Source organism: Massilia sp. YIM B02443, assembly GCF_030411955.1.
Taxonomy (GTDB): domain Bacteria; phylum Pseudomonadota; class Gammaproteobacteria; order Burkholderiales; family Burkholderiaceae_D; genus Telluria.
Genome location: NZ_JASNRA010000001.1, coordinates 248,526 through 269,044, shown reverse-complemented (window position 1 = coordinate 269,044; position 20,519 = coordinate 248,526). Strand labels below are relative to the sequence as shown.

General features: G+C 66.7%; 23 protein-coding genes, 1 other RNA gene and 1 riboswitch. Of the genes, 10 read left to right on the top strand and 14 right to left on the bottom strand.

The genetic code is table 11. The features are described from left to right. From QPK27_RS01095 to QPK27_RS01060, 8 genes are all read right to left on the bottom strand, one after another. On the bottom strand, positions 1-675 hold the full coding sequence (locus tag QPK27_RS01095; protein ID WP_290416348.1) for a precorrin-8X methylmutase: 675 nt from the start codon (positions 673-675) through the stop codon (positions 1-3). After that, positions 672-1,691: a sirohydrochlorin chelatase gene (locus QPK27_RS01090; protein ID WP_290416347.1), complete on the bottom strand. Its 1,020-nt coding sequence runs from the start codon at positions 1,689-1,691 to the stop codon at positions 672-674. Before QPK27_RS01090 ends, QPK27_RS01095 begins: the two co-directional genes overlap by 4 nt. Then, entirely contained in the window at positions 1,688-2,479 is a 792-nt protein-coding gene (cobM, locus tag QPK27_RS01085) for a precorrin-4 C(11)-methyltransferase (protein ID WP_290416346.1), read from the bottom strand. Before cobM ends, QPK27_RS01090 begins: the two co-directional genes overlap by 4 nt. Next, positions 2,476-3,327 carry an ABC transporter ATP-binding protein gene (locus tag QPK27_RS01080; RefSeq protein WP_290416345.1) on the bottom strand — a complete coding sequence of 284 codons (852 nt, stop codon included), beginning with the start codon at positions 3,325-3,327 and terminating at the stop codon, positions 2,476-2,478. Before QPK27_RS01080 ends, cobM begins: the two co-directional genes overlap by 4 nt. After that, positions 3,324-4,061, bottom strand: a complete 738-nt coding sequence (gene cbiQ / locus QPK27_RS01075) for a cobalt ECF transporter T component CbiQ (RefSeq protein WP_290416344.1) — start codon at positions 4,059-4,061, stop codon at positions 3,324-3,326. Before cbiQ ends, QPK27_RS01080 begins: the two co-directional genes overlap by 4 nt. Continuing rightward, positions 4,051-4,383 carry an energy-coupling factor ABC transporter substrate-binding protein gene (locus QPK27_RS01070; RefSeq protein WP_290416343.1) on the bottom strand — a complete coding sequence of 111 codons (333 nt, stop codon included), beginning with the start codon at positions 4,381-4,383 and terminating at the stop codon, positions 4,051-4,053. Before QPK27_RS01070 ends, cbiQ begins: the two co-directional genes overlap by 11 nt. Beyond that, positions 4,380-5,054 carry an energy-coupling factor ABC transporter permease gene (locus QPK27_RS01065; RefSeq protein WP_290416342.1) on the bottom strand — a complete coding sequence of 225 codons (675 nt, stop codon included), beginning with the start codon at positions 5,052-5,054 and terminating at the stop codon, positions 4,380-4,382. The genes QPK27_RS01070 and QPK27_RS01065 overlap by 4 nt, the downstream gene beginning before the upstream one ends. A gap of 113 nt (positions 5,055-5,167) precedes the next feature. Then, positions 5,168-5,385: riboswitch (cobalamin riboswitch) on the bottom strand. A 148-nt stretch (positions 5,386-5,533) separates the two neighbouring features. Further along, positions 5,534-5,842, bottom strand: coding sequence for a c-type cytochrome (locus tag QPK27_RS01060; RefSeq protein WP_290416341.1), 309 nt, complete (start codon positions 5,840-5,842; stop codon positions 5,534-5,536). A 192-nt stretch (positions 5,843-6,034) separates the two neighbouring features. On the opposite strand from QPK27_RS01060, the gene QPK27_RS01055 reads away from it, so the two are divergent. The 8 genes from QPK27_RS01055 (at position 6,035) to QPK27_RS01020 (ending at position 14,485) form a co-directional block, all read left to right on the top strand. After that, complete coding sequence (locus tag QPK27_RS01055; protein ID WP_290416340.1) at positions 6,035-6,259, top strand: TIGR04438 family Trp-rich protein; 225 nt, start codon at positions 6,035-6,037, stop codon at positions 6,257-6,259. A 64-nt stretch (positions 6,260-6,323) separates the two neighbouring features. Further along, a complete protein-coding gene (locus QPK27_RS01050) occupies positions 6,324-7,217 on the top strand; it encodes a LysR family transcriptional regulator (RefSeq protein ID WP_290416339.1) in 894 nt (297 codons plus the stop codon). Positions 7,218-7,219: 2 nt separating this feature from the next. After that, positions 7,220-8,029, top strand: a complete 810-nt coding sequence (lgt, locus tag QPK27_RS01045; protein WP_290416338.1) for a prolipoprotein diacylglyceryl transferase — start codon at positions 7,220-7,222, stop codon at positions 8,027-8,029. Positions 8,030-8,144: 115 nt separating this feature from the next. Beyond that, the gene (locus QPK27_RS01040) at positions 8,145-8,996 is read left to right on the top strand and encodes a transposase (protein ID WP_290416337.1); all 852 of its coding nucleotides are present in this window, start codon (positions 8,145-8,147) and stop codon (positions 8,994-8,996) included. Between the two features lie 463 nt (positions 8,997-9,459). Further along, the gene (locus QPK27_RS01035; protein WP_290416336.1) at positions 9,460-10,698 is read left to right on the top strand and encodes a cytochrome c; all 1,239 of its coding nucleotides are present in this window, start codon (positions 9,460-9,462) and stop codon (positions 10,696-10,698) included. 2 nt (positions 10,699-10,700) lie between these two features. Beyond that, positions 10,701-11,183: a (2Fe-2S)-binding protein gene (locus tag QPK27_RS01030; RefSeq protein ID WP_290416602.1), complete on the top strand. Its 483-nt coding sequence runs from the start codon at positions 10,701-10,703 to the stop codon at positions 11,181-11,183. Further along, positions 11,180-13,381, top strand: a complete 2,202-nt coding sequence (locus tag QPK27_RS01025) for a molybdopterin cofactor-binding domain-containing protein (RefSeq protein WP_374046990.1) — start codon at positions 11,180-11,182, stop codon at positions 13,379-13,381. Before QPK27_RS01030 ends, QPK27_RS01025 begins: the two co-directional genes overlap by 4 nt. Before the next feature lie 63 nt (positions 13,382-13,444). Next, positions 13,445-14,485, top strand: coding sequence for a kelch motif-containing protein (locus tag QPK27_RS01020; protein ID WP_290416335.1), 1,041 nt, complete (start codon positions 13,445-13,447; stop codon positions 14,483-14,485). Here the strand turns inward: QPK27_RS01020 and QPK27_RS01015 are convergent. From QPK27_RS01015 to QPK27_RS00995, 5 genes are all read right to left on the bottom strand, one after another. Next, the gene (locus QPK27_RS01015; RefSeq protein WP_290416600.1) at positions 14,482-15,285 is read right to left on the bottom strand and encodes a sulfite exporter TauE/SafE family protein; all 804 of its coding nucleotides are present in this window, start codon (positions 15,283-15,285) and stop codon (positions 14,482-14,484) included. The two genes, QPK27_RS01020 and QPK27_RS01015, sit on opposite strands and share 4 nt — an antisense overlap. Next, positions 15,285-15,764 (bottom strand): EVE domain-containing protein, encoded by a 480-nt coding sequence (locus tag QPK27_RS01010; RefSeq protein ID WP_290416334.1) that lies wholly within the window; start codon positions 15,762-15,764, stop codon positions 15,285-15,287. Before QPK27_RS01010 ends, QPK27_RS01015 begins: the two co-directional genes overlap by 1 nt. A gap of 86 nt (positions 15,765-15,850) precedes the next feature. After that, positions 15,851-16,032, bottom strand: a non-coding RNA gene (ssrS, locus tag QPK27_RS01005) — 6S RNA. Between the two features lie 56 nt (positions 16,033-16,088). Continuing rightward, entirely contained in the window at positions 16,089-16,400 is a 312-nt protein-coding gene (locus tag QPK27_RS01000) for a cell division protein ZapA (protein WP_290416333.1), read from the bottom strand. After that, positions 16,397-16,690, bottom strand: a complete 294-nt coding sequence (locus QPK27_RS00995) for a hypothetical protein (protein ID WP_290416332.1) — start codon at positions 16,688-16,690, stop codon at positions 16,397-16,399. Before QPK27_RS00995 ends, QPK27_RS01000 begins: the two co-directional genes overlap by 4 nt. A 379-nt stretch (positions 16,691-17,069) precedes the next feature. Here QPK27_RS00995 and groES point away from each other — a divergent pair, with 379 nt between their 5' ends. After that, on the top strand, positions 17,070-17,360 hold the full coding sequence (gene groES / locus QPK27_RS00990; protein ID WP_005665652.1) for a co-chaperone GroES: 291 nt from the start codon (positions 17,070-17,072) through the stop codon (positions 17,358-17,360). A gap of 39 nt (positions 17,361-17,399) precedes the next feature. Next, positions 17,400-19,046 carry a chaperonin GroEL gene (gene groL, locus QPK27_RS00985; protein ID WP_290416331.1) on the top strand — a complete coding sequence of 549 codons (1,647 nt, stop codon included), beginning with the start codon at positions 17,400-17,402 and terminating at the stop codon, positions 19,044-19,046. A gap of 124 nt (positions 19,047-19,170) precedes the next feature. On the opposite strand, the gene QPK27_RS00980 is transcribed toward groL, so the two are convergent. Further along, positions 19,171-20,499, bottom strand: a complete 1,329-nt coding sequence (locus QPK27_RS00980) for a hypothetical protein (RefSeq protein WP_290416330.1) — start codon at positions 20,497-20,499, stop codon at positions 19,171-19,173. Positions 20,500-20,519 lie beyond the last annotated feature (20 nt).

Genomic DNA, 20,519 nt, shown 5'->3' with positions numbered 1-20,519 from the left:
TCAAGCAGCCTTTTGCCGTGCTTCGGCCAGCGACAGCAGCGCGTGCAGCGCCGCCACCACCAGCGTCGAACCACCCTTGCGGCCGCGGATCACGATCCACGGCACTTCGTTCAGCTCCGCCATCAGGTCCTTCGACTCGGCGGCCGACACGAAGCCAACCGGCATGCCGACCACCAGCGCCGGGCGCACGCCCTCTTCGCGGATCAGGCGCACCAGTTCGATCAGTGCGGTCGGCGCGTTGCCGATGCCGACGATGGCGCCGTCCAGCAGACCCTTACGGTGCGCCTTGCGCATCGCCTGCACCGCGCGCGTGGTGTCTTCCAGCCTGGCGGTCTCGATCACGTCCGCGTCGCTGATGAACTGGTAAGTCGACATGCCGAAGTGCGCCAGGCGCGGCTTCGACAGGCCGGAACAGATCATCTCGACGTCGGCCACCACCGGCGCGCCGCCTCCCAGCATGGCGCGCACGCCCGCTTCCACCGCGTCCGGGTGGAAATCGGTCAGGCCATTGAAGTCAAAGTCGGCATTCGCGTGGATCATGCGGCGCACGATCGGCCACTGGCCTTCGGTGTACGCGTGCGGGCCGACTTCGGCGTCGATGATGGCGAAGCTGTCGTGCTCGATCGCCTGGCCGGCGCGGGTCAGCTGCTCGGTGACGGTGTTAATCGTGCTCATGCCGGCTGCTCCTTGGCGTGGTGCGCATGGTCGTGATCGTGGCCGTGAGCGTGGTCGTGGCCATGGTCGTGTGTATGGTCGTGGCCATGATCGTGCCCATGTGCGTGCGCATGCTCCGGCCCGTGCGCATGTCCATGGTCGTGCGTGTGCGCATGCGAGTGGCCATGCCCCATCTCGTGCGCCAGCTCGCGGTAGCTGCAGCCGTCGCACGGCAGGCGGCTGCCCGGCACGCCGGCGCGCAGTTCTTCCACCCGCTCTTCCATCAGCGCGAAGATCTCCTTCTCGAAGCCGAAATGCTCGCTGCAGGCGAAGCGCACCTGCGGATACTGGCCGCGCAGGTGCTCGACCTGGCGGTGGATGCGCTGCATCAGCGTGCCGGTGTACAGGTAGTACGGCAGCACCACGATCTGGCGCATGCCCAGCAGCACCTGGCGCTGCACGACCTTTTCCAGGCGCGGCCAGGTGATGCCGGTGAAGGCCAGGTCGACCAGTTCATGGTCGCCCTCTTCCATCAGCCAGCGCGCCATCTTGGCCATCTCGCCGTTGGCGCCGCGGTCGGACGAGCCGCGTCCCAGCACCACCACGCCGGTGGTGGTCGGATCCGGCATGTCGAGCGCCGTCATCGCCTTGCGCAGGCGGCGCTTGAGGATCGCCAGGATCGGATCGCAGGCGGTCAGGTGCGGTGCCAACAGGATCTCGGTCTGCGGGCAGGCGGCGCGCGCGCCCTCCACCGCTTCCGGAATCTCCATCTTGACGTGGCCGGCCGCGTTCAGGATCAGCGGCACCACCAGCACCCGGCGCGAGCTGCGCGCGGCGGAGAGCAGCGCGGCGTTCATCTCGGGCGGCGCGAACTCGATGAAGCACAGTTCGATGCGCCAGTCGGGGCGCTGGGCGCGCCACTGCTCGGTGAACTCGCGGATTTCCTGGTTGCCGGAATCCTCGCGCGAACCGTGGCCGACGATGAGGATGGTGTCGCCGCTGGAGGGCATGAAGGTCAATGGGTTCGCCGCGGTCATGCGCTGGCCTTTCTGAATCGGTGGGTGAATGTGGGGTCGTACAGCTTCGAGCGCACCAGGGTTTCCCAGTGCAGCGCGCCAAGCGTCGGGCTGGCGACGATCATCGCCTGGCTGGCCACGCCCGCTTCGCGGCAGCGCGCCTTGATGTCGGCCAGCGTGCCGCGCAGGATCTTCTGCTCGCCCGGCCAGCTGGCCTTGTGCACCACCAGCATCGGCGAATCTTCCGGCCAGCCGGCTTCCCGCAACGCCTTCTCGACCTTGTGCATCAGGGTGATCGACAGGAAGATGCAGATCGTGCTGCGGTGCGCGGCCAGGCTGGCCAGGTCTTCGCCATCCGGCATCGGGGTGCGGCCTTCGACGCGGGTCAGGATCACGGTCTGGGTCACCTCGGGCAGCGTCATCGACTCGCCGGCGGCGGCCATCGAGGCCATCGCCGAGGACACGCCCGGCACCACCGCCCATTCGATGCCGGCATCCCGCAGTGGACGCGCCAGCTCGATCAGCGCGCCATACAAGGACGGGTCGCCGGTCTGCAGACGCACCACCGTCGCGTGGCGACTGGCCTGGTCGATCAGCCAGGCGGTCATCTCTTCCAGCGTCATGTCCTTGGAATCGCGAATCGCGCAGCCGGGTGGCGCCCACATGGTGGCGGCGCGGTCGACCAGCGAACCGGCGAACAGCACCGCGCCGGCTTGCGCCAGCAGCTTCTGGCCCTTGACCGTGATGAGTTCCGGGTCGCCCGGGCCGGCGCCGACAAACCAGATCTTGCCTGGGGTGCTTGGAATCATGTCGTAACTTCTCCTGGATGAGTGATGCGCAGCGCATCCAACAGCGCGTCGATGCTGCGTGGTTCGAGGTCCGGCGCCAATACGCCGCGCTCCGTGAGCAATGCATGCAACGCCAGCGCTGCAGGTGGACGCTGGCCGGCGGCGCGCAATGCGCCGTCCTGACGTACCACCTGCCGCGTCGGACCGGACGCGATGCAGCGGCCTTCCGCCACCAGGTGCAGGCGGTCGGCCCAGCGATAAGCAAAATCGACGTCATGGGTCGACAGCAGCACGGTGACGCCGCGCGCCGCCAGGCGGTCGAGCAGCGCCGCCAGCTCGTGCTGCATCGGCGCGTCGAGGCCCGCCATCGGTTCGTCCAGCAGCAGCACTTCGGGTTCCATCGCCAGCACGCCGGCGATGCAGACGCGCTTTTTCTGGCCGAAGCTCAGGTGGTGTACCGCGCGCCCGCCCTGCCCTTGCAGGCCGACCGCTTCCAGCGCGGACGCCACGCGCGCACGGACGATGGCGGGGTCCAGGCCGAGGTTGAGTGGGCCGAAGGAAACATCTTCCTCTACCTGGGCCGAGAACAGCTGGCGGTCCGGGTTCTGGAACACCAGGCCGACGCGGCGCCGCAGTTCGGCCAGGCCCGCGCGGCTGTAGTCGAACGGCTGGCCGTCCCGGCGCAAGGTGCCGGCGCTCGGACGCAGCAAGCCGTTCAGGTGCTGCAGCAAGGTGGTCTTGCCGGCGCCGTTCGCGCCCAGCAGCGCGTGGCGCATGCCGCGCTCGAACGACAGGCTGCAGCCGCGCAGGCCGGCGCTGCCGTCCGCGAACACGTGGTCCACCGCATCGAGGGCGAGCACGGGATTCACGACAGCCGGTCTCCGATGGCCAGCGCCAGCAGCAGCGCGCCGCCCAGCGCCGCGCGCAGATTCTGCGCCCGCGCCTGCGGGAACACCGCCGGCAGGAAGCGCAGCGCGCCCTGGTAGCCGCGCGCATCGGCTGCCATCTGCAGGGCGGAGGCGCGCTGCCACACCTGCACCGCCATCTGGCCGGCCAGCAGGCCCATCGAGCGCCAGGCGTGACGCCAGCCGCGATAACCAAGACGCGCGCGCTGCGCCTGCACGCCATCGTCCCAGGCCTGGCGCAGCACGAACAGCATGCGGTAGCACAGCACCATCAGGTCGAGCAGCAGTTCCGGCGTGCGTACGCGGCGCAGCAGGTGGATCAGGTCGGGCAGCGGCGTGGTGAGGACCAGACCAAGCAGCGCGGCGAGCACCGCCAGCGAACGCAAGGCAGTGCGCGCCACCAGGTCCGGCGCGGCGCCATGCCAGCCCCAATGCCCGTCCGCGCCGGGACTGGCCAGCATCGCCACGCACGACAACAGCAGGAAGCCGACCGGCGCGATCGCCAGCGCCGCATAGGTGCGCAGCGGCACGCGCGCGAACAGCAGCGCAGTCAAGACCAGCATGCAGGCCAGCGCCGCCAGCATTGACGGGCGCTGCGCGATCCAGGCCGCGCCGATGCCGCACAATGCGAACAGCGCCTTTGCCGTTGGCGCCACCGGGCGCCAGCGGCTGGCGTAGGCCGCCGTCTCAATCAGCATGGGACTGCGCAGCTTCGCGCCGCGCGCGTTCACGCGTCACCGAGGTGCCCAGCCAGTAGCCGATCACGCCGGCGCCGATCGCCGCCTGCAACGCGAACAGGAGCGAGGCGATCTCGCCGCTGGCCGGCTCGAACACCGGCTCGAACCACGGCGTGTAATGCGGCGCGACGGTGCTGATGGCCTGCTGCGCGCGCTCGTCGGCGCCGCCGAACATAGCGGGCGCCTCGGCGCCCGGTTCGGCCGGCGGCGCGCTGGCGAACCACAGCGGCAGCACGGTGAGCAGCAAGATGGCGCTCCAGGTCAGGACGGTACGGATCTTCATGCCTTCTTCTCCATCGCCATCACCGGCAACGCGCGCAGTTCGTGCGCATTGAAACGCGCCATGGCGTTCACCACCAGCACCGTAAGTAAACCTTCGCTGATCGCGATCGGCACCTGGGTCAGGCCGAAGATGCCGGCGAACTTGGTGAAGGAGGCCGCAAAGCCGCCGACGGCGTCCGGAAAGGCCCAGGCCAGCTGGATCGAGGTGGTGACGTAGGTGGCCAGGTCGCCCAGGCAGGCGGCCAGGAACACGGCGACCGAACGCGACGCGCCCGCCTTGGCAGCGGCGCGGAACACGCCATAGGCCACGAACGGGCCGACCACCGCCATCGAGAATACATTGGCGCCGAGCGTGGTGATGCCGCCGTGCGCCAGCAGCAGCGCCTGGAACAGCAGCACCACGAAGCCCACCGGGACCATCGCGGCGGGACCGAACAGCAATGCCCCGAGACCGATCCCGGTCGGATGCGAGCAGCTGCCCGTCACCGACGGCAGCTTGAGGGCGGAAAGAAGAAAGGCGAAAGCGGCGGCGACGCCGAGCAGCATGCGCTGTTCGGGATGCGTGGCCAGCGTGCGTTTTACGCTGCGCAGGCCGAAGGCCAGGAACGGCAGTGATGCGGCGGCCCAGCCGATGGCGTGCGCCGGCGGCAGGAAACCTTCCATGATATGCATTCGAAACCTCCCGTCGAATGGTCGATAAGGACACCATGCGGGGAGGCAGAAGGACGGTCGACAGGGTTCAGGAGCGCGAAGCCGGCCGACAGCGGCTTCCCGTCACCCCGGGGAATAGTGCTGGCAATTCGGGCCGGTATTCTGGCTCGCCTTCATCCTTCTCCGTGCCTTCCCGCGCGGTTGTGCAACCAGGCAGTGGCGTATCGACGGAGTCGTCAGGCTTACAGCAGCGGGGGCTGCACCGGAATGGCCGCGCGAGGCGGTGTCACCGGTTTCCCGTTTAACGTCATCTCTTGCGAAAGATGAACGCACCCAAACGAGCATCTTACACAAGAAACGCGGGCGCCTCAATGCAAGAGTCTGCTATGAGTCTGCTTTAAAGCGTCTGCCGGGACGTGGCGTGACACCGCGCGCCATGAAAAAAGCGCGCCGTGCTTGAGCAGGCGCGCTTCATCGAACTGCGGGAGGTGGCTCGGGACTTACTTGGTCGACAGCACCCACTTGACCAGGGTGCGCGCCTCGGCCTCGCTTACCTGCGGGTTGGCAGGCATCGGCACCGGACCCCAGACACCGGCGCCGCCCTTGAGCACTTTCTGCACCAGCTTGTCCTCGGCGCTCTTCTGGCCCGCATAGCGTTCGGCCACGTCCTTGTACGCCGGGCCGACCAGCTTGGTCTGCACCGTGTGGCAGGTCATGCAGTTCTTGGCCTTCGCCAGGTCTGCCTGTGCGAACGCGCCGCCAGAGGCCAGGGCCGACAACATCACACATAACGACAGCGAGCGCTTCATGAAATTCTCCGTGTTTATCACTGAAGCGATTCTACCTGCAATCCCCGGACCAACCGCAGACCGATACACTCTGTAACCTGGACATGGCATTGGTAACACCTGGCGGCGATGGAAACGTCTTTAATTTTCCACAGAGCATCTTCCAGCATCGGGTTTCTTTGTAAGATGGCAGCTTCGAAGGAGTGTTGAATCATGCGCCTGATCCTGTTCATCGTCGCCCTGGTCGCGTTGCGCGGCTTTGAAGTATGGCGTTTCGCCGACCTGTCATGGTGGTACATCATCGGACTGATGGTGGTGGCCTTCATCTGGTTCGAGTTCATCGAAAAGATGCTGGGGCTCGACAAGAAGAAGGAACACGCGTTGCAGGACCGGCACCGCGCCGAGCGCGTCAAAAAGTCGCTCGACAAGCGACGCTGAGCCGGCTTCCCCATGTGATACATTGGACGTATCACCAAATCGCGTCCATACGTAGCACATATCAATGCATCCCGAACTGCGCCAGCTGCGCCATTTCGTCACCGTCGCCGAAGAACTGCATTTCGGCCGCGCCGCCCAGCGCCTGCACATGACCCAGCCGCCGCTGTCGCAGAGCATCGCCAACCTGGAAGACCTGCTCGGCGCCGCGCTGTTTTTGCGTAACCGCCGCACCGTCAGCCTGACTGCCGCAGGCAGCGCCCTGCTGCCGGAAGCGCGGCGCATCATCGAGCAAAGCAGCGCCCTGGGTGAACTGGTGCGGCGCGCGGCCAGCGGCGAAGCGGGCCGCCTGGCGCTGTCGTTCGTCTCTACCGCCGGCCTGGGCCTGTTGCCGGACATGCTGCGCCGTTACCGCGCGGCCTATCCGCAAGTGCAGCTGGTGCTGCAGGAATCGACCTCCGACGTCCAGTTCGAGGAGCTGCTGGCGGGCCGCATCGACGCCGGCTTCGTCATTCCCTTGCAGACCGGCGCGCCCGATCCTGCACTCGATTATTTGAAAGTGCTGGAAGAGCCGCTGGTGCTGTGCGCGCCAAGCGGCCTGGATGCGCTGTCGACACCGGGCCCGGTGCGCCTGCGCGAGCTGCCGCCGCTGCCGCTGGTGATCTTCCCGCGCGCGCTGGCGCCCGGCCTGCACGACGCCATCCTGGCATCATTCCGCGCGGCCGGCGTCACGCCCGTCATCGGCCAGGAAGCGATCCAGATGCAGACCATCGTCAGCCTGGTCTCCGGCGGCATGGGCTTGGCACTTGTGCCACAATCCGTGTCGAACCTGATGCGGCCGGGCGTAGAATACCGTGCGTTACTGGACCCGACGCCGCTGGCCGAAACCGGCCTGGCCTGGCGCCGCGATAACGACTCGCCCGTCCTCAAGGGATTCCTGGACCTGATAAAGAAAGACTGACTATGCTGATTCATCCGCAGCCGGACCCGATCGCGATCTCGCTCGGCCCGGTGCAAATCCACTGGTATGGCCTGATGTACGTGCTGGCCTTCGCCCTGTTCATCATCCTGGGCCGGGTGCGCATCCGCATGCCGCACGTCGCCGCCCAGGGCTGGACCCGCGACGACCTGGACGACATGCTGTTCTACGGGATGCTGGGGGTGGTGCTCGGCGGGCGCCTGGGCGAAGTGCTGTTCTACCAGCCGCTGTACTTCCTGCAGCACCCGCTCGAGATCTTCATGATCTGGCGCGGCGGCATGTCGTTCCACGGCGGCTTCCTGGGCGTGCTGATCGCGATGGCGCTGTGGTCGCGCAAGCGCAAGCGCAACCTGCTCGACGTGTACGACTTCATCGCGCCGCTGGTGCCGCTGGGGTATGCCTGCGGCCGCATGGGCAACTTCATCAACGCCGAACTGCCGGGCCGCCTGGCCGATCCGAGCCTGCCGTGGGCCATGCTGTGGCCGGGCGTGGCCGGCCCGCGCCACCCTTCTCCGATTTACCAGATGCTGGTCGACGGCATCCTGGTGTTCATCATCCTGTGGCTGTTCGCGCGCAAGGCGCGTCCGCGCCTGGCGGTGGGCGCCATGTTCACCCTGCTGTACGGCTGCGCGCGCTTCTTCACCGAGTGGTTCCGCGTGCCGGACTGGGAAACCACGGTATTCGGCCTGCCGATCACCTCGGGCCAGGTGCTGTCGCTGCCGATGATCGTGGCCGCGCTGATCATGCTGGCCTGGGCCTATCGCCAGGCGCCGCGCCAGCCGGTGGCGGCCTGAGCTTAACATCGTACGGGTCAGTGCCGAAAAGTGGACACGGGCTGATCTTTAGCGCGATCCGCTGACGTTTGATCCATGCGAAATTCCGGCTGCCGCCGCCAGCTATCGTAGTCGGATGAACCGACCGCTGCGATTGGAATTTCCAGGTGCGCTATATCATGTGACGGCCCGAGGTGATAACCGCGGGCTGATTTTCATGGATGATGCCGATCGCCGGAAATGGCTCAGCATTATGTCCCTGGTGAGCGCGCGCTTCAATGTCGCCGCCCATGCTTATTGCCAGATGGGGAACCACTATCATCTCGTTATCGAGACGATTGAAGGTAACCTCAGCCAGGGAATGCGGCAACTGAACAGCATTTATTCGCAGTATTTCAATCGCAGGCACGATCGGGTTGGGCATGTCTTTCAGGGACGCTATAAAGCCATACTGATCCAACGAGAGAGCCATCTGTTCGAGCTCGCACGTTATATTGCACTCAACCCCGTGCGCGCCGGACTGGTTGCGCACGCAGGTGAATGGCAGTGGAGTCACTACAATGCAAGCATCGGCGTCACGGCCGCACCTGCGTGGCTGGTAACCGACTGGCTGCTGAACCAGTTTTCGACCCATGGCGACCGCGCCGTCAATGTATATCGGGCGTTCGTTGCCGATGGCATGACAGCGGTCGATCCATTGCAGGATGTGCGCCACCAACTCGTCTTGGGGAGCACGGAATTTGAAGCGCTGCAGCGTCCCCGTCTACGCGAGCTGGATCTGACTGCGATTTCCAAAAAACAGCGCCGGCTGGGAGCTTTGCCGCTGCAAGATTATGCCGATCAATACCAGGACCGGGATCAGGCGATGACGGCAGCGTACCTGTCGACGGCTTTTACAATGCGCGAGATCGGGCGGCATTTTGGCGTTTCCTACAAGACGGTGGGGCGGGCGATCAAGCGGTTTGAAAACAGCGGCTTGATTGAATGACTGATTCATCCATCTGCGCGTAATCGCACTTATGCATTAGAGCCATCGCGAATTCGTATTCGTGCGACCACCATCACCTTTTTCAACTTGATCCTGTAAGTGGTTGGTCGCTCCTGCATCAGGTTCCTCCGATCGCTGCGCAACCGATGCCCATGTTGAGCACAGGCGCCACTGCTTGTGCAAACTGAATCCACTGCGTAATTATTTATCGCACAGAGCCGCGTACATTTTCTGCAGAGTTCGTGTCCACTTTTCGGCACTGACCCGCAGGAATGGTGGTCATGTTGGGGCTTCGACGTTGATTCGTTGGAGTGATGCCATGTTGAGTGGGCGAGCGCACAGAGGGCTGGTGTCACGAACCCGACAATGGGACTCCAGAATCGGGGCATCAAGAATGGATCAATCCAGGCGCAAGCGACATGTCGGGCGGTGGCTGCTTGCGGCGGCCGTCGTGCTGGCGTGCGTGGCCTTCGCCATCATGTGGCGGCCGGCAATCGCGCCGACCAGCGTACTCCCCTCCTTCGACCAGGCCCGTATCGACCGCGGCGCCAACCTGGCGCGCCTCGGCATGTGCGCTTCGTGCCATACACCTGACCTGGCCAAGCCCTTCGCCGGCGGCAAGCCGATGGAGACGCCGTTCGGCACCGTCCACAGCACCAACATCACGCCCGATAACGAGACCGGCATCGGCCGCTGGAGCCCCGACGCTTTTGCCCGCGCTATGCGCAAGGGCGTCTCGCGCGACGGCCACCTGCTGTACCCCGCCTTCCCCTACAACCACTACACGCGCATGACGCAGGCCGACATCGACGACCTGTACGCCTATTTCATGACGCGCCCCGCGATCCACGCCCCGGCGCGCCACAACCACATGACATTCCCGTTCGGCTTGCGGCCGCTGGTCGCGTTCTGGAACGTGCTGTACCTGGACGACAGCGCGTGGCAGCCGGACCCCAGGCAGTCGGCCGAATGGAACCGCGGCGCCTACCTGGCCGACGCGGTCGCGCACTGCGCCGCCTGCCACACGCCGCGCACGATGCTGGGCGGCCCCGACCTCTCGCGTCCACTGGACGGCGGCGAAGCGGAAGACTGGTACGCGCCGGCCCTGAACGCGCGCTCGCCGTCGCCGCTGCCATGGACGCGCGAACAGCTGCACACCTATCTGCGCACCGGCATCGCCGAGGATCACGCGGCGGCCGGCGGCCCGATGCAGGACGTGGTGATGCTGCTGTCGCAGTCTGACCAGCGTGACGTGGCCGCGCTTTCGGCCTGGGCCCACAGCCATCTGGCGCAGGCGCCGGCACAGGCGCAAGGAAAATCGACGCCGGCGCAGCAGCCCGGATCGCTGCCGGCGCCGAAGGCGGACGATCCCGACCTGCAGCGCATGCAGGCCGGCTACGCGTTGTACGCCAACAGCTGCGCGCGCTGCCACGACGCCGGCCGCGGCGTCGGCTCGGGCACGGCGCTGCCGCTGCAGAAGGCGGTGGCGCTGTACGATCCCGACCCGCGCAGTCTGATCCACCTCGTCGACGAAGGCATCGCGCCGCCGGACGGCGAGCCGGGACGCTGGATGCCCGGCTACCGCACCATCCTCACCGACGAGCAGACCGGCGCCCTGGCCGCCTACCTGCGCAAGTACGGCGCCGGCCAGCCGGCTTGGGCCGACCTCGACGACGCCGTCCGCAAAGCGAGAGCACCATGACCATCTACCGCCTGCAAGTCAACGGCAAGCAGCATGCCGTCGACACCGATCCCGACACCCCGCTGCTGTACGTGCTGCGCAATGAACTCGAACTCAATGGCGCCAAGTTCGGCTGCGGCCTGGGCCAGTGCGGCGCCTGCACCGTGCTGGTGGAAGACAAGCCGGCGATGTCGTGCCTGGTGCCGGTGTCGAGCGTCGGCCGGCGCGCCGTGCGCACCGTCGAAGGCCTGGGGACGGTGGACAAGCCGGGCGTGCTGCAGCAGGCCTTCATCGACGAGCAGGCGGCGCAATGCGGCTACTGCATCGCCGGCATGATCGTGCAGGCCACGGCGCTGCTCGAGCGCACGCCAAGGCCGACCGACGCCCAGATCCGCGCCCACATGTCGCCGAATTTGTGCCGCTGCGGCACCCACATGCGCATCCTGCGCGCGGTGCGGCGCGCGGCCGACGTGCTGGCAAAGCAGCCGGCGGGGGCCAAGCGGTGAGCGCGCTGCCCTGCAACGAAGGCCGGCGCCGCTTCCTGGCCGCTGGCGGCGCGCTGACGCTGTCGTTCGCCATGCCGGCATGGCCGGCCCCTGGCGAGCTGCCCAAGAGCCTCGACAAGACCCCATGGCTCGACGCCTGGATCCGCATCGGGGCCGACGAACGCATCACCGTCTTCACCGGCAAGGTCGAACTGGGACAAGGCATCAAGACCGCCCTGCTGCAAGTGGCGGCCGACGAATTGCGCGTGGCGCCCGGCCGCCTGCTGCTGGTCACGGCCGACACCGAGCGCACGCCCGACGAAGGCCTGACCGCCGGCAGCAACTCGATGAAGGACAGCGGCACCGCGCTGCGCCACGCGGCCGGCCAGGTGCGCGCGCGCCTGGGCGAACTGGCGGCGACGCGCCTGTCCGTTCCTGCCCCGAGCCTGGCGCTGAAGGACGGCGCCTTCGCCGCGCCGGATGGCCGCCGCGTCACCTTCGGCCAGCTGGTCACGGGCCAGGAACTGCACGTGCGCGCCACGCCCGAACCCGCCCCGCCGGCGCCGGGCCCAAAAACCGCGATCGGCAAATCGGTGCCGCGCGTCGACATTCCCCCGAAGCTCACCGGCGGACGCGCCTACATCCAGGACCTGCGCCTGCCGCAAATGGTGCATGCGCGCGTGGTGCGTCCGCCGTCGCAGGCAGCGCGCCTGATCGAGGTCGACAGCGCCGCCGTGATGCGCCTGCCGGGCGTGTTGAAGGTCGTGCGCGACGGCCGTTTCCTGGCCGTGATCGCGGACGGCGAATACCGCGCCGTGAAGGCCGCCACCGCGCTGGCGCGCGCCGCACGCTGGGAGACACCGGCGTCGCTGCCGGCGCACCCCGACATCGCCTCGCTGGTGCGCGCCCAGCCGGCGCAGCCCTATCCGATCCTGGAGCGCGGCGCGCCCGGCACGCCGGGCAAGACCCTGCGCGCGACGTACACCCGTCCGTTCCAGCTGCACGGCTCGATCGGCCCGTCGTGCGCGGTGGCGCAACTGCTCGACGGCCGCTACACCGTCTGGACCCACTCGCAGGGCGTATTCCCGCTGCGCGGCGCGCTGGCCGAACTGCTGGGCGTGAAGGACGCCACCATCCGCTGCATCCACGTCGAAGGCGCCGGCTGCTATGGCCACAACGGCGCCGACGACGTCGCGACCGACGCCGCGCTGCTGGCGCGCGCCCTGCCCGGCCGGCCGGTGCGGGTGCAGTGGATGCGCGAAGAGGAACACGCATGGGAGCCGCTCGGCGCGGCGATGGTGGTCGACGTCGCCGCCACGCTGGGCGCCGATGGCCGCATCGCCGACTGGCAGTATGCGGTGCTGACGCCCTCGCACAACCAGCGTCCCGGCAAGGCCGGCAACCTGCTGGCGGCGACGCACCTGGCCAGGCCGTTCACGCCGCCGGTGCCGAAACCGAGCCCGCAGCCGGAAGGCAGCGGCGACCGCAATGCGATCCCGTATTACGCGATCCCGAATGCGCGCGTGACGCACCACTTCCAGCCCAGGGCGATCCTGCGCACCTCGGCGCTGCGCGGCCTGGGCGCCTATTGCAACGTGTTCGCGATCGAGAGCTTCATGGACGAACTGGCGCGCGCGGCGAATGCCGACCCGGTCGCGTTCCGGCTGCGCCATCTCACCGACCCGCGCGCCATCGACGTGGTCAGGCTGGCGGCCTCCAAGTTCGGCTGGGACAGCTACAAGCGCCCTCAAGGCACTACCCGGCGCGGACGCGGTTTCGCCTTTGCCCGCTACAAGAACCTGCTGGCCTACTGCGCGCTGGCGGTCGAAGTCGAGGTGGCGCTGGAAACGGGCCTGGTGCGCATCGTGCGCGCGCAGGCAGCGGTGGATTGCGGCGAGATCGTCAATCCTGACGGCGTGCGCAACCAGATCGAAGGCGGCATCGTGCAGTCCACCAGCTGGACCTTGCTGGAAAAGGTGCGCTACGACGAGCGCCACGTGCTCACCGTCGACTGGGCCTCGTACCCGATCCTGCGCTTCAACCAGGTGCCGGACACGGTCGGCGTGCACCTGATCGACCGCCCCGGTCAGCCTTTCCTGGGCACCGGCGAAGCGGCGCAAGGCCCGGCCGCGGCGGCGATCGCCAACGCGGTGTTTGACGCCTGCGGGCTGCGCATGCGCGACCTGCCGCTGGACCGCCAGCGCATGCGCCGCGCCTAGCGCTGCAAGGTATAGTGGCAAGCATCGCCTGCACTGGCGTATGACAACCATCGGAGACACCGTTTGAACGCCACCCTACCGACGCTGCTGGCCGCGGCGCTGCTCGCCATGTCCACGCCATCCTCTGCGCAGGCAGATGCGCCATCGGCCGCCACGCCGCGCTGGTCGCGCGTTGCCGACGCCACCATCGCGCGCCAGGAAATCTATCCCGCCGTGCTCGACGGCCGCATCTACGTGGCGGGCGGCATCCTGTCCGACGCTCCCGGCTTCACCGCACACGTCGAAGCCTACGACGCGGCAGCGAACACGTGGCACAAGCTGTCGCCACTGCCCGAAGGCCGGCACCACATCGCGCTGGCAGCAAGCGACGGAAAAATCTACGGCATCGGCGGCTTCTCCGGCGCCATTCCAGACTGGCGCGCCCACGCTTCGGTGTTCGTCTACGATCCGAAAGCCGACCGCTGGACGTCCGGCCCGGCCCTGCCGCAGGCGCGCGCCGAAGGCGTGGTCGCATCGATCGGCGAACGCATCTACCTGATCGGCGGGCGCATGCCGGTCAGCGCCGACGCGTCGCACATCAGCCAGCACGCCGACACCAATCGCGGCGAAGTGCTGGACGTGCGCACCGGGCAATGGAAGCGCATCGCCGACGCCCCGAACGCGCGCAACAGCGCCGCCGCGGCAGTCATCGACGACAAAATTTATGTAGTGGGCGGACGCCGGATGGTGACGCAGCCGACTGGCGGCCAGCGCCCGGTCAACGTGGCGACGCTGGAAGTCTACGATCCCGCCACCGACCGCTGGGAGGCTAGAGCCCCGATGCCGCTGGCCCAGGGCGGGCTGGCGGCGGCTGCATACGGCGGCAAGTTATACGCCTTCGGCGGCGAACAGTTCGTGCCGGAGCGGAAGGTGTTCTCCGAGGGATGGGTCTACGATCCGGACACCGATCGCTGGTCGTCCCTGCCGCCGATGCCGACGCCACGCCATGGCCACGGCGCGGGCGTCGTCGGCAAGCGCATCTTTTTGATCGGCGGCGGAGAAAAAGTGGGCGTCGGCGCCAGCCGCGTGCACGAGGCGCTCGAGGTCCCGACTGGCCGTCCTTAATTGACCGCCTTCCAGAACATGTAGCCGGCCAGCGCATACAGGATCACGGCAAAGATGCGCTGCAGCTGGCGCACCGGCATCTTGTGTGCGGCACGCGCGCCGAGCGGCGCCATGATCACGCTGGCGGCCACGATGATCGCCAGCGCCGGCAGGTAGATGAAACCGAGCGACCATGCCGGCAGGCCCGGCTCGCCCCAGCCGTAATACACGTTCGACAGCGTCCCCGACAGGGCGATCGGAAAGCCCAGCGCCGCGCTGGTGGCGACCGCATTGTGGATGCGGATGTTACAGCGCGTCATGAACGGCACCGAGACGAAGCCACCGCCGGCGCCCACCAGGCCGGACAGGACGCCGATCAGGCCACCCATCGAGAACATGCCGGCCTTGCCGGGCAGCTCGCGCGCCGCCGCCGGCTTTTTCCCGATCAGCATCTGGGTCGCCGAGAAGGCGACGAAGCAGCCGAAGAAGAAGGCCAGCACCGCGGTGTCCATCTGCTTGCCGATCCAGGGGCCGATCCAGGAACCGATCACGATGCCCGGGGCCAGCAGCTTCACCACCGGCCACAAGACCGCGCCGTGCTTGTGGTGCGCGCGCACCGAGGACATCGACGTGAACAGGATCACGCCGAGCGCGGTGGCGATCGCCATGTGCACCACCAGGTGGTCGGGGAAGCCGCGCGCGGTGAAGATCATGGTGATGAACGGCACCAGCACCATGCCGCCGCCGATGCCGAGCAGGCCGGCCGCGAAGCCGCCGAAGGTGCCCATCGCCAGCAGGGCCAGAATCAGGAGCGGGTCCATCACGCGCCCTTCCCGCAAACGGGAGCAATGAGCGCGACCACCGCGTCCCACTCGGCCTGCGTCACCGGCGACACCGACAGCCGGCTGCCCTTCTTGAGCAGCACCATGTCTTCCAGCGCGGCGACTGTTCGCATCTCGGACAGCGGCAAATAGCGCCCCTGTGCGACGGCGCGCACGTCGACCGAGATCCAGCGCAGGGTTTCCTGCGTGGCCTTGGGGTCGTGGTAGTGGGAGGCGGGGTCGAACTGGGTGGCGTCGGGATACGGGCCGCTGGCGATTTCGGCGATGCCGGCCACGCCGGGCAGCGCGCAGCTGGAGTGGTAGAACAGGACGCCGTCGCCCACCGACATGGCGTCGCGCATGAAGTTGCGCGCCTGGTAGTTGCGCACGCCGTACCAGGAGACGGTGCGTTCGGGCGCCGCCAGCACGTCGTCGAAGCTGACGTCGTCCGGTTCGGATTTCATTAACCAATAGCGCATTGCGCCTCTCTTTCGTACGGCATGCGCGCGAATGGCGCGCGCATGAAAAAAGCGGTTGCGTACCGAGTGCGCAACCGCTTGTGTGTTCTAGCCCCGCATGTGCCGTTATTGCCGGCATCCTGAACCAAAACGGTTCAAGGCGGTCACGGTCAGATCAATTTCGGGTTCGTCGGACTAGCGACGCTCACGCCCATCGAACTTGTTCCACGACCTATGCGTAAGAATGGTTCAAGGAATATATGGCAAATCTCGAACACCGCAGGGTAGAGCGCAGTTTACTCTTTTGTCCGGTCCTGTCAAACGGATTCGGGCTCACCCGAACTTTTAAACCAGGTTTTCCTGTGGCGAAAGAACCTTGTCGAGCACGGCATGCATCGACTCGAGTTTTTGCTTGACCTCGAGAATCGACAGGTCCGACAACGGCCCTTGCGGCGACTTGACCGACAGGAATTCCGCAGCAACGCTGAGCGCGGCCATGACGGCGATGCGGTCGGTGCCCTTGACCTTGCCCGAATCGCGCAGCAGGCACATCTTGCCGTCGAGGTAGCTCACCGCTTCGCGCAGCGTGCGCTCTTCGCCCGGACGGCAGGCCAGGCGGTACGACATGCCCATGATGGTGACGTCGAGATGGATCATCGTGCGGCCTCGCTGTTGTTGACACTGCCGGCCGGCCCACTGGACGCCGCCCCGGCATCGGTGGTGTCGGCGCCCTCGCCTTCCGCCTCGTCGCCCGGCGGCTTGGGCAGCTCGTCGAGCATGGCCTCGATGCGCTGCTGGGCCGCGAAAAGGCGTTCCTTGAACGACAGGTTCTCGGCGCTGAGCAGGGTGTTGGCCTGGCGTAGCAGATAGTTCTCGGCGCGCAGCGACTGGGTCAGCTGGGCGAGCCGGTCGATTTTGTCTGAGAGGTCTTGGAATTCGGAAATCATTCGACACTATAGGATCGAGATGGTTTTTCCGTCAACCGAATCGCGCGTTCCCGGCTTGACAGTTGTAAGCAGTCGTGTCAGCCGTGCGGCATGAAAGCGCCAGCCGGTGTACGCTGCCCGCCTCTTGCCAATTCGTTCATTGCATGCATGAACATGCTTACAACACATTGTGCGGGATTCAGTAAAACGATTGAGCCAGCTCAAATGCCCCAGCTAATTAAGCAATATTGCTGCTTGAAATGGCAATTTATCGTCCCTATAATTAGCACTCGTTAGTAGAGAGTGCTAACAACTCTTTGCAACCGGCGCAGCGCTTCCAAACTTGCTGCGACGGTATCAAAAAACGCTAGTCAATCCATTGAATATTAAGGAGTTTTGCATGAACCTTCGTCCTCTGCACGATCGCGTTATCGTGAAGCGCCTCGACCAGGAAACCAAAACTGCGTCCGGCCTGATCATCCCTGATGCCGCGGCAGAAAAACCGGACCAGGGCGAGGTCCTCGCCGTCGGTAACGGCAAAGTGCAAGACAACGGCCAGGTCCGTCCGCTGGAAGTCAAGGTCGGCGACCGCGTGCTGTTCGGCAAATACTCGGGCCAGGCCGTCAAGGTCAACGGCGAAGAGCTGCTGGTGATGCGCGAAGAAGACATCATGGCCGTCGTGGCCCAGTAATTCCCTGACCTCATTCACGAAATCCGGAGAAATAACAAAATGGCAGCTAAAGAAGTAGTATTCGGCGACGCAGCGCGCGCCAAGATGGTCGAAGGCGTCAACATCCTGGCCAACGCGGTCAAGGTCACCCTGGGCCCGAAAGGCCGCAACGTCGTGCTGGAGCGCTCGTTCGGCGCCCCGACCGTCACCAAGGACGGTGTCTCGGTCGCGAAAGAAGTCGAACTGAAGGACAAGCTCCAGAACATGGGCGCGCAAATGGTCAAGGAAGTCGCTTCCAAGACCAGCGACAACGCCGGTGACGGCACCACCACCGCGACCGTGCTGGCACAAGCCATCGTGCGCGAAGGCATGAAGTTCGTGGCCGCCGGCATGAACCCGATGGACCTGAAGCGCGGCATCGACAAGGCCGTCGCCGCCACCGTCGAAGAACTGAAAAAGATCGCCAAGCCGACCACCACCACCAAGGAAATCGCGCAAGTCGGCGCCATCTCGGCCAACTCGGAAACCTCGATCGGCGAGCGCATCGCCGAGGCGATGGAAAAAGTCGGCAAGGAAGGCGTCATCACCGTCGAAGACGGCAAGTCGCTGAACGACGAGCTGGACATCGTGGAAGGCATGCAGTTCGACCGCGGCTACCTGTCGCCGTACTTCATCAACAACCCGGACAAGCAAGTCGCCGTGCACGAACAGCCGTTCATCCTGCTGTGCGACAAGAAGATCTCGAACATCCGTGACCTGCTGCCGGTGCTGGAGCAAGTCGCCAAGGCCGGCCGTCCGCTGGTGATCGTCGCCGAAGACATCGAAGGCGAAGCGCTGGCGACCCTGGTGGTCAACAACATCCGTGGCATCCTGAAGACCGTCGCCGTCAAGGCGCCAGGCTTCGGCGACCGCCGCAAGGCCATGCTGGAAGACATCGCCATCCTGACCGGCGGCCAGGTGATCGCCGAAGAAGTCGGCCTGACCCTGGAAAAAGTCACCCTGGCAGAACTGGGCCAGGCTGCGCGCGTCGAAGTCGGCAAGGAAAACACCATCATCATCGACGGCGCCGGCCAGGCCGAGTCGATCGAGGGCCGCGTCAAGATGATCCGCACCCAGATCGAAGAAGCGACCTCGGACTACGACCGCGAAAAACTGCAAGAGCGCGTGGCCAAGCTGGCCGGCGGCGTTGCCGTGATCCGCGTCGGTGCAGCCACCGAAGTCGAGATGAAAGAGAAGAAGGCCCGCGTCGAAGACGCGCTGCACGCAACCCGCGCAGCCGTCGAAGAAGGCATCGTGCCAGGCGGCGGCGTGGCTCTGCTGCGCGCCCGCGCTTCGCTGGACATCAAGGGCGACAACCCTGACCAGGAAGCCGGCATCAAGATCGTCCTGCGCGCGATGGAAGAGCCGCTGCGCATGATCGTCCAGAACGCCGGCGACGAGCCGTCGGTCGTGGTCGCGGCAGTCCTGGCCGGCACCGGTAACTACGGTTACAACGCAGGCAACGGCACCTACGGCGACATGGTCGAAATGGGCGTGCTGGATCCGGCCAAGGTCACCCGCTCGGCCCTGCAGAACGCAGCGTCGATCGCCGGCCTGATGCTGACCACCGACTGCATGATCTCGGAAGTTGCCGAAGACAAGCCAGCCGGCGGCATGGGCGGCATGGGTGGTATGGGCGGCATGGGCGGCATGGACGGCATGATGTAATTTGCCGGGCCCCGGCCCTGCCTGGAACACCGGCGCGCGGCAACGCGGCGCGCCGGTCTCCAGGAAAACAAAAAGCCCGCGAGGTTCACGCCTCGCGGGCTTTTTTTCGTCCGGTGGCCGTGACTCAGTGCCGGGCGCGGCGTCCCTGGCGGCGCAGCCACAGCATCGCCGCGATGGCGGCGCCGCTCAGCCACAGCGTGCCCGGCTCGGGCAGTTCGACCGGAGCGGCGGGCAGGTCGACGTCGCCCGGCGTGGACGGCTGCGGCGCACCCGGGGTGGCAGGACCTTGCGGCGGCAGTTCGGGGCCGGCTTCGGGCACCGGGGTCGACGGCTGGTTGCCGGAACCGCTACCGCCACCGCCCGGGCCGCCGTTGCCGTTTCCGGCGCCACCGGTGCCAGTACCACCGTTACCGCCATTCCCGCCCGTAGCAGGACCACCTGCTCCACCATCACCGCCCGCGCCGCCGCTGCCAGTGCCGGGCGTGGCGGATGGATCGCCATCGGCCGGCGTCGTGCCGCCGCCGGTCGCGGGCGTGTCCCCGCCGCCGGACGGCTGCGCGCTGTCTCCACCGCTGCCGCTGCCGGTCGTTCCGCCGCCTGACGCGCCGGCACTCGGCGTCGCGCCGGCGTCGCCTTCCGACGCGCTGCTCTGCGCCATGCGGCCGATGCGGTTGCCCGTGCTCAGGTCATACAAGGCCGAACGATCGGCCTGTGGCACCGACGCCATCCCCGCGCGCATGCTGGCCAGCGACGACGCCGGCTGCACCAGGCCGGCGCCATCCGGGAAGTAGCCGAGCGGATAGCGCGAACCGCTGCCGCCGGCTTCCGCCACGCTGCCCGCCGACGCGGCCAGGAACATGCCTTCTTCGCCGGTCGCACTGGCCAGCACGGTGTCGAGTTCTTCCTCGCTCGGCCCGTGGGCTTCGACCGGGAACCGCGGCACGTCCGAGATGCGGTTGGCGCAGCGCGCGCGCATTTCGTTGCTGCCGTCGGAAAGCAGGGTTTCGCCCTGCGCCAGCATGACCTTCTTCGCGGTCCAGAACACCTGGTCGCCCTTGCGGTACGACACGTGCACGGCGCGCGGCCTGGTGACGGTGACTTCCTGCGCCTTGTCTGCGTCGAAGTCCGCGTAGTGCGCCGCCACCACCTTGTCGGCACGGATCACGCGCTTGAGTTCAGCGACACCCGAGACGCCGCCAGGAATGATCGAATACGGATACACACGGCGCGGCGCGGCCGCCTGTTGCGGCGTTGCCGCGGCAGGCACCGGCGCTGCAGCCGGAGCCGGAGCGGTGCCGACGGCGGCATGGCGCTCGTCGTGGGCGCCCACCAGCTCGGGGACCAGCAATGCCGCTACACCTGCCGTCACGCCAAACACGACCAGCGTGCCGAAGCGTTTTTGACGCCGGGACGCTTTTTCCAGGCGACGGGTATAGGCAGTGCGGAAATCCATGTTGTGCTGAGTAGGAGTGA

Coding starts and splice junctions, on each gene's coding strand:
- QPK27_RS01095 (WP_290416348.1), bottom strand. CDS start 675: ATGAGCACGATTAACACCGTCACCGAGCAGCTGACCCGCGCCGGCCAG.
- QPK27_RS01090 (WP_290416347.1), bottom strand. CDS start 1,691: ATGACCGCGGCGAACCCATTGACCTTCATGCCCTCCAGCGGCGACACC.
- cobM (WP_290416346.1), bottom strand. CDS start 2,479: ATGATTCCAAGCACCCCAGGCAAGATCTGGTTTGTCGGCGCCGGCCCG.
- cbiQ (WP_290416344.1), bottom strand. CDS start 4,061: ATGCTGATTGAGACGGCGGCCTACGCCAGCCGCTGGCGCCCGGTGGCG.
- QPK27_RS01070 (WP_290416343.1), bottom strand. CDS start 4,383: ATGAAGATCCGTACCGTCCTGACCTGGAGCGCCATCTTGCTGCTCACC.
- QPK27_RS01065 (WP_290416342.1), bottom strand. CDS start 5,054: ATGCATATCATGGAAGGTTTCCTGCCGCCGGCGCACGCCATCGGCTGG.
- QPK27_RS01060 (WP_290416341.1), bottom strand. CDS start 5,842: ATGAAGCGCTCGCTGTCGTTATGTGTGATGTTGTCGGCCCTGGCCTCT.
- QPK27_RS01055 (WP_290416340.1), top strand. CDS start 6,035: ATGCGCCTGATCCTGTTCATCGTCGCCCTGGTCGCGTTGCGCGGCTTT.
- QPK27_RS01050 (WP_290416339.1), top strand. CDS start 6,324: ATGCATCCCGAACTGCGCCAGCTGCGCCATTTCGTCACCGTCGCCGAA.
- lgt (WP_290416338.1), top strand. CDS start 7,220: ATGCTGATTCATCCGCAGCCGGACCCGATCGCGATCTCGCTCGGCCCG.
- QPK27_RS01040 (WP_290416337.1), top strand. CDS start 8,145: ATGAACCGACCGCTGCGATTGGAATTTCCAGGTGCGCTATATCATGTG.
- QPK27_RS01015 (WP_290416600.1), bottom strand. CDS start 15,285: ATGGACCCGCTCCTGATTCTGGCCCTGCTGGCGATGGGCACCTTCGGC.
- QPK27_RS01010 (WP_290416334.1), bottom strand. CDS start 15,764: ATGCGCTATTGGTTAATGAAATCCGAACCGGACGACGTCAGCTTCGAC.
- QPK27_RS01000 (WP_290416333.1), bottom strand. CDS start 16,400: ATGATCCATCTCGACGTCACCATCATGGGCATGTCGTACCGCCTGGCC.
- QPK27_RS00995 (WP_290416332.1), bottom strand. CDS start 16,690: ATGATTTCCGAATTCCAAGACCTCTCAGACAAAATCGACCGGCTCGCC.
- groES (WP_005665652.1), top strand. CDS start 17,070: ATGAACCTTCGTCCTCTGCACGATCGCGTTATCGTGAAGCGCCTCGAC.
- groL (WP_290416331.1), top strand. CDS start 17,400: ATGGCAGCTAAAGAAGTAGTATTCGGCGACGCAGCGCGCGCCAAGATG.
- QPK27_RS00980 (WP_290416330.1), bottom strand. CDS start 20,499: ATGGATTTCCGCACTGCCTATACCCGTCGCCTGGAAAAAGCGTCCCGG.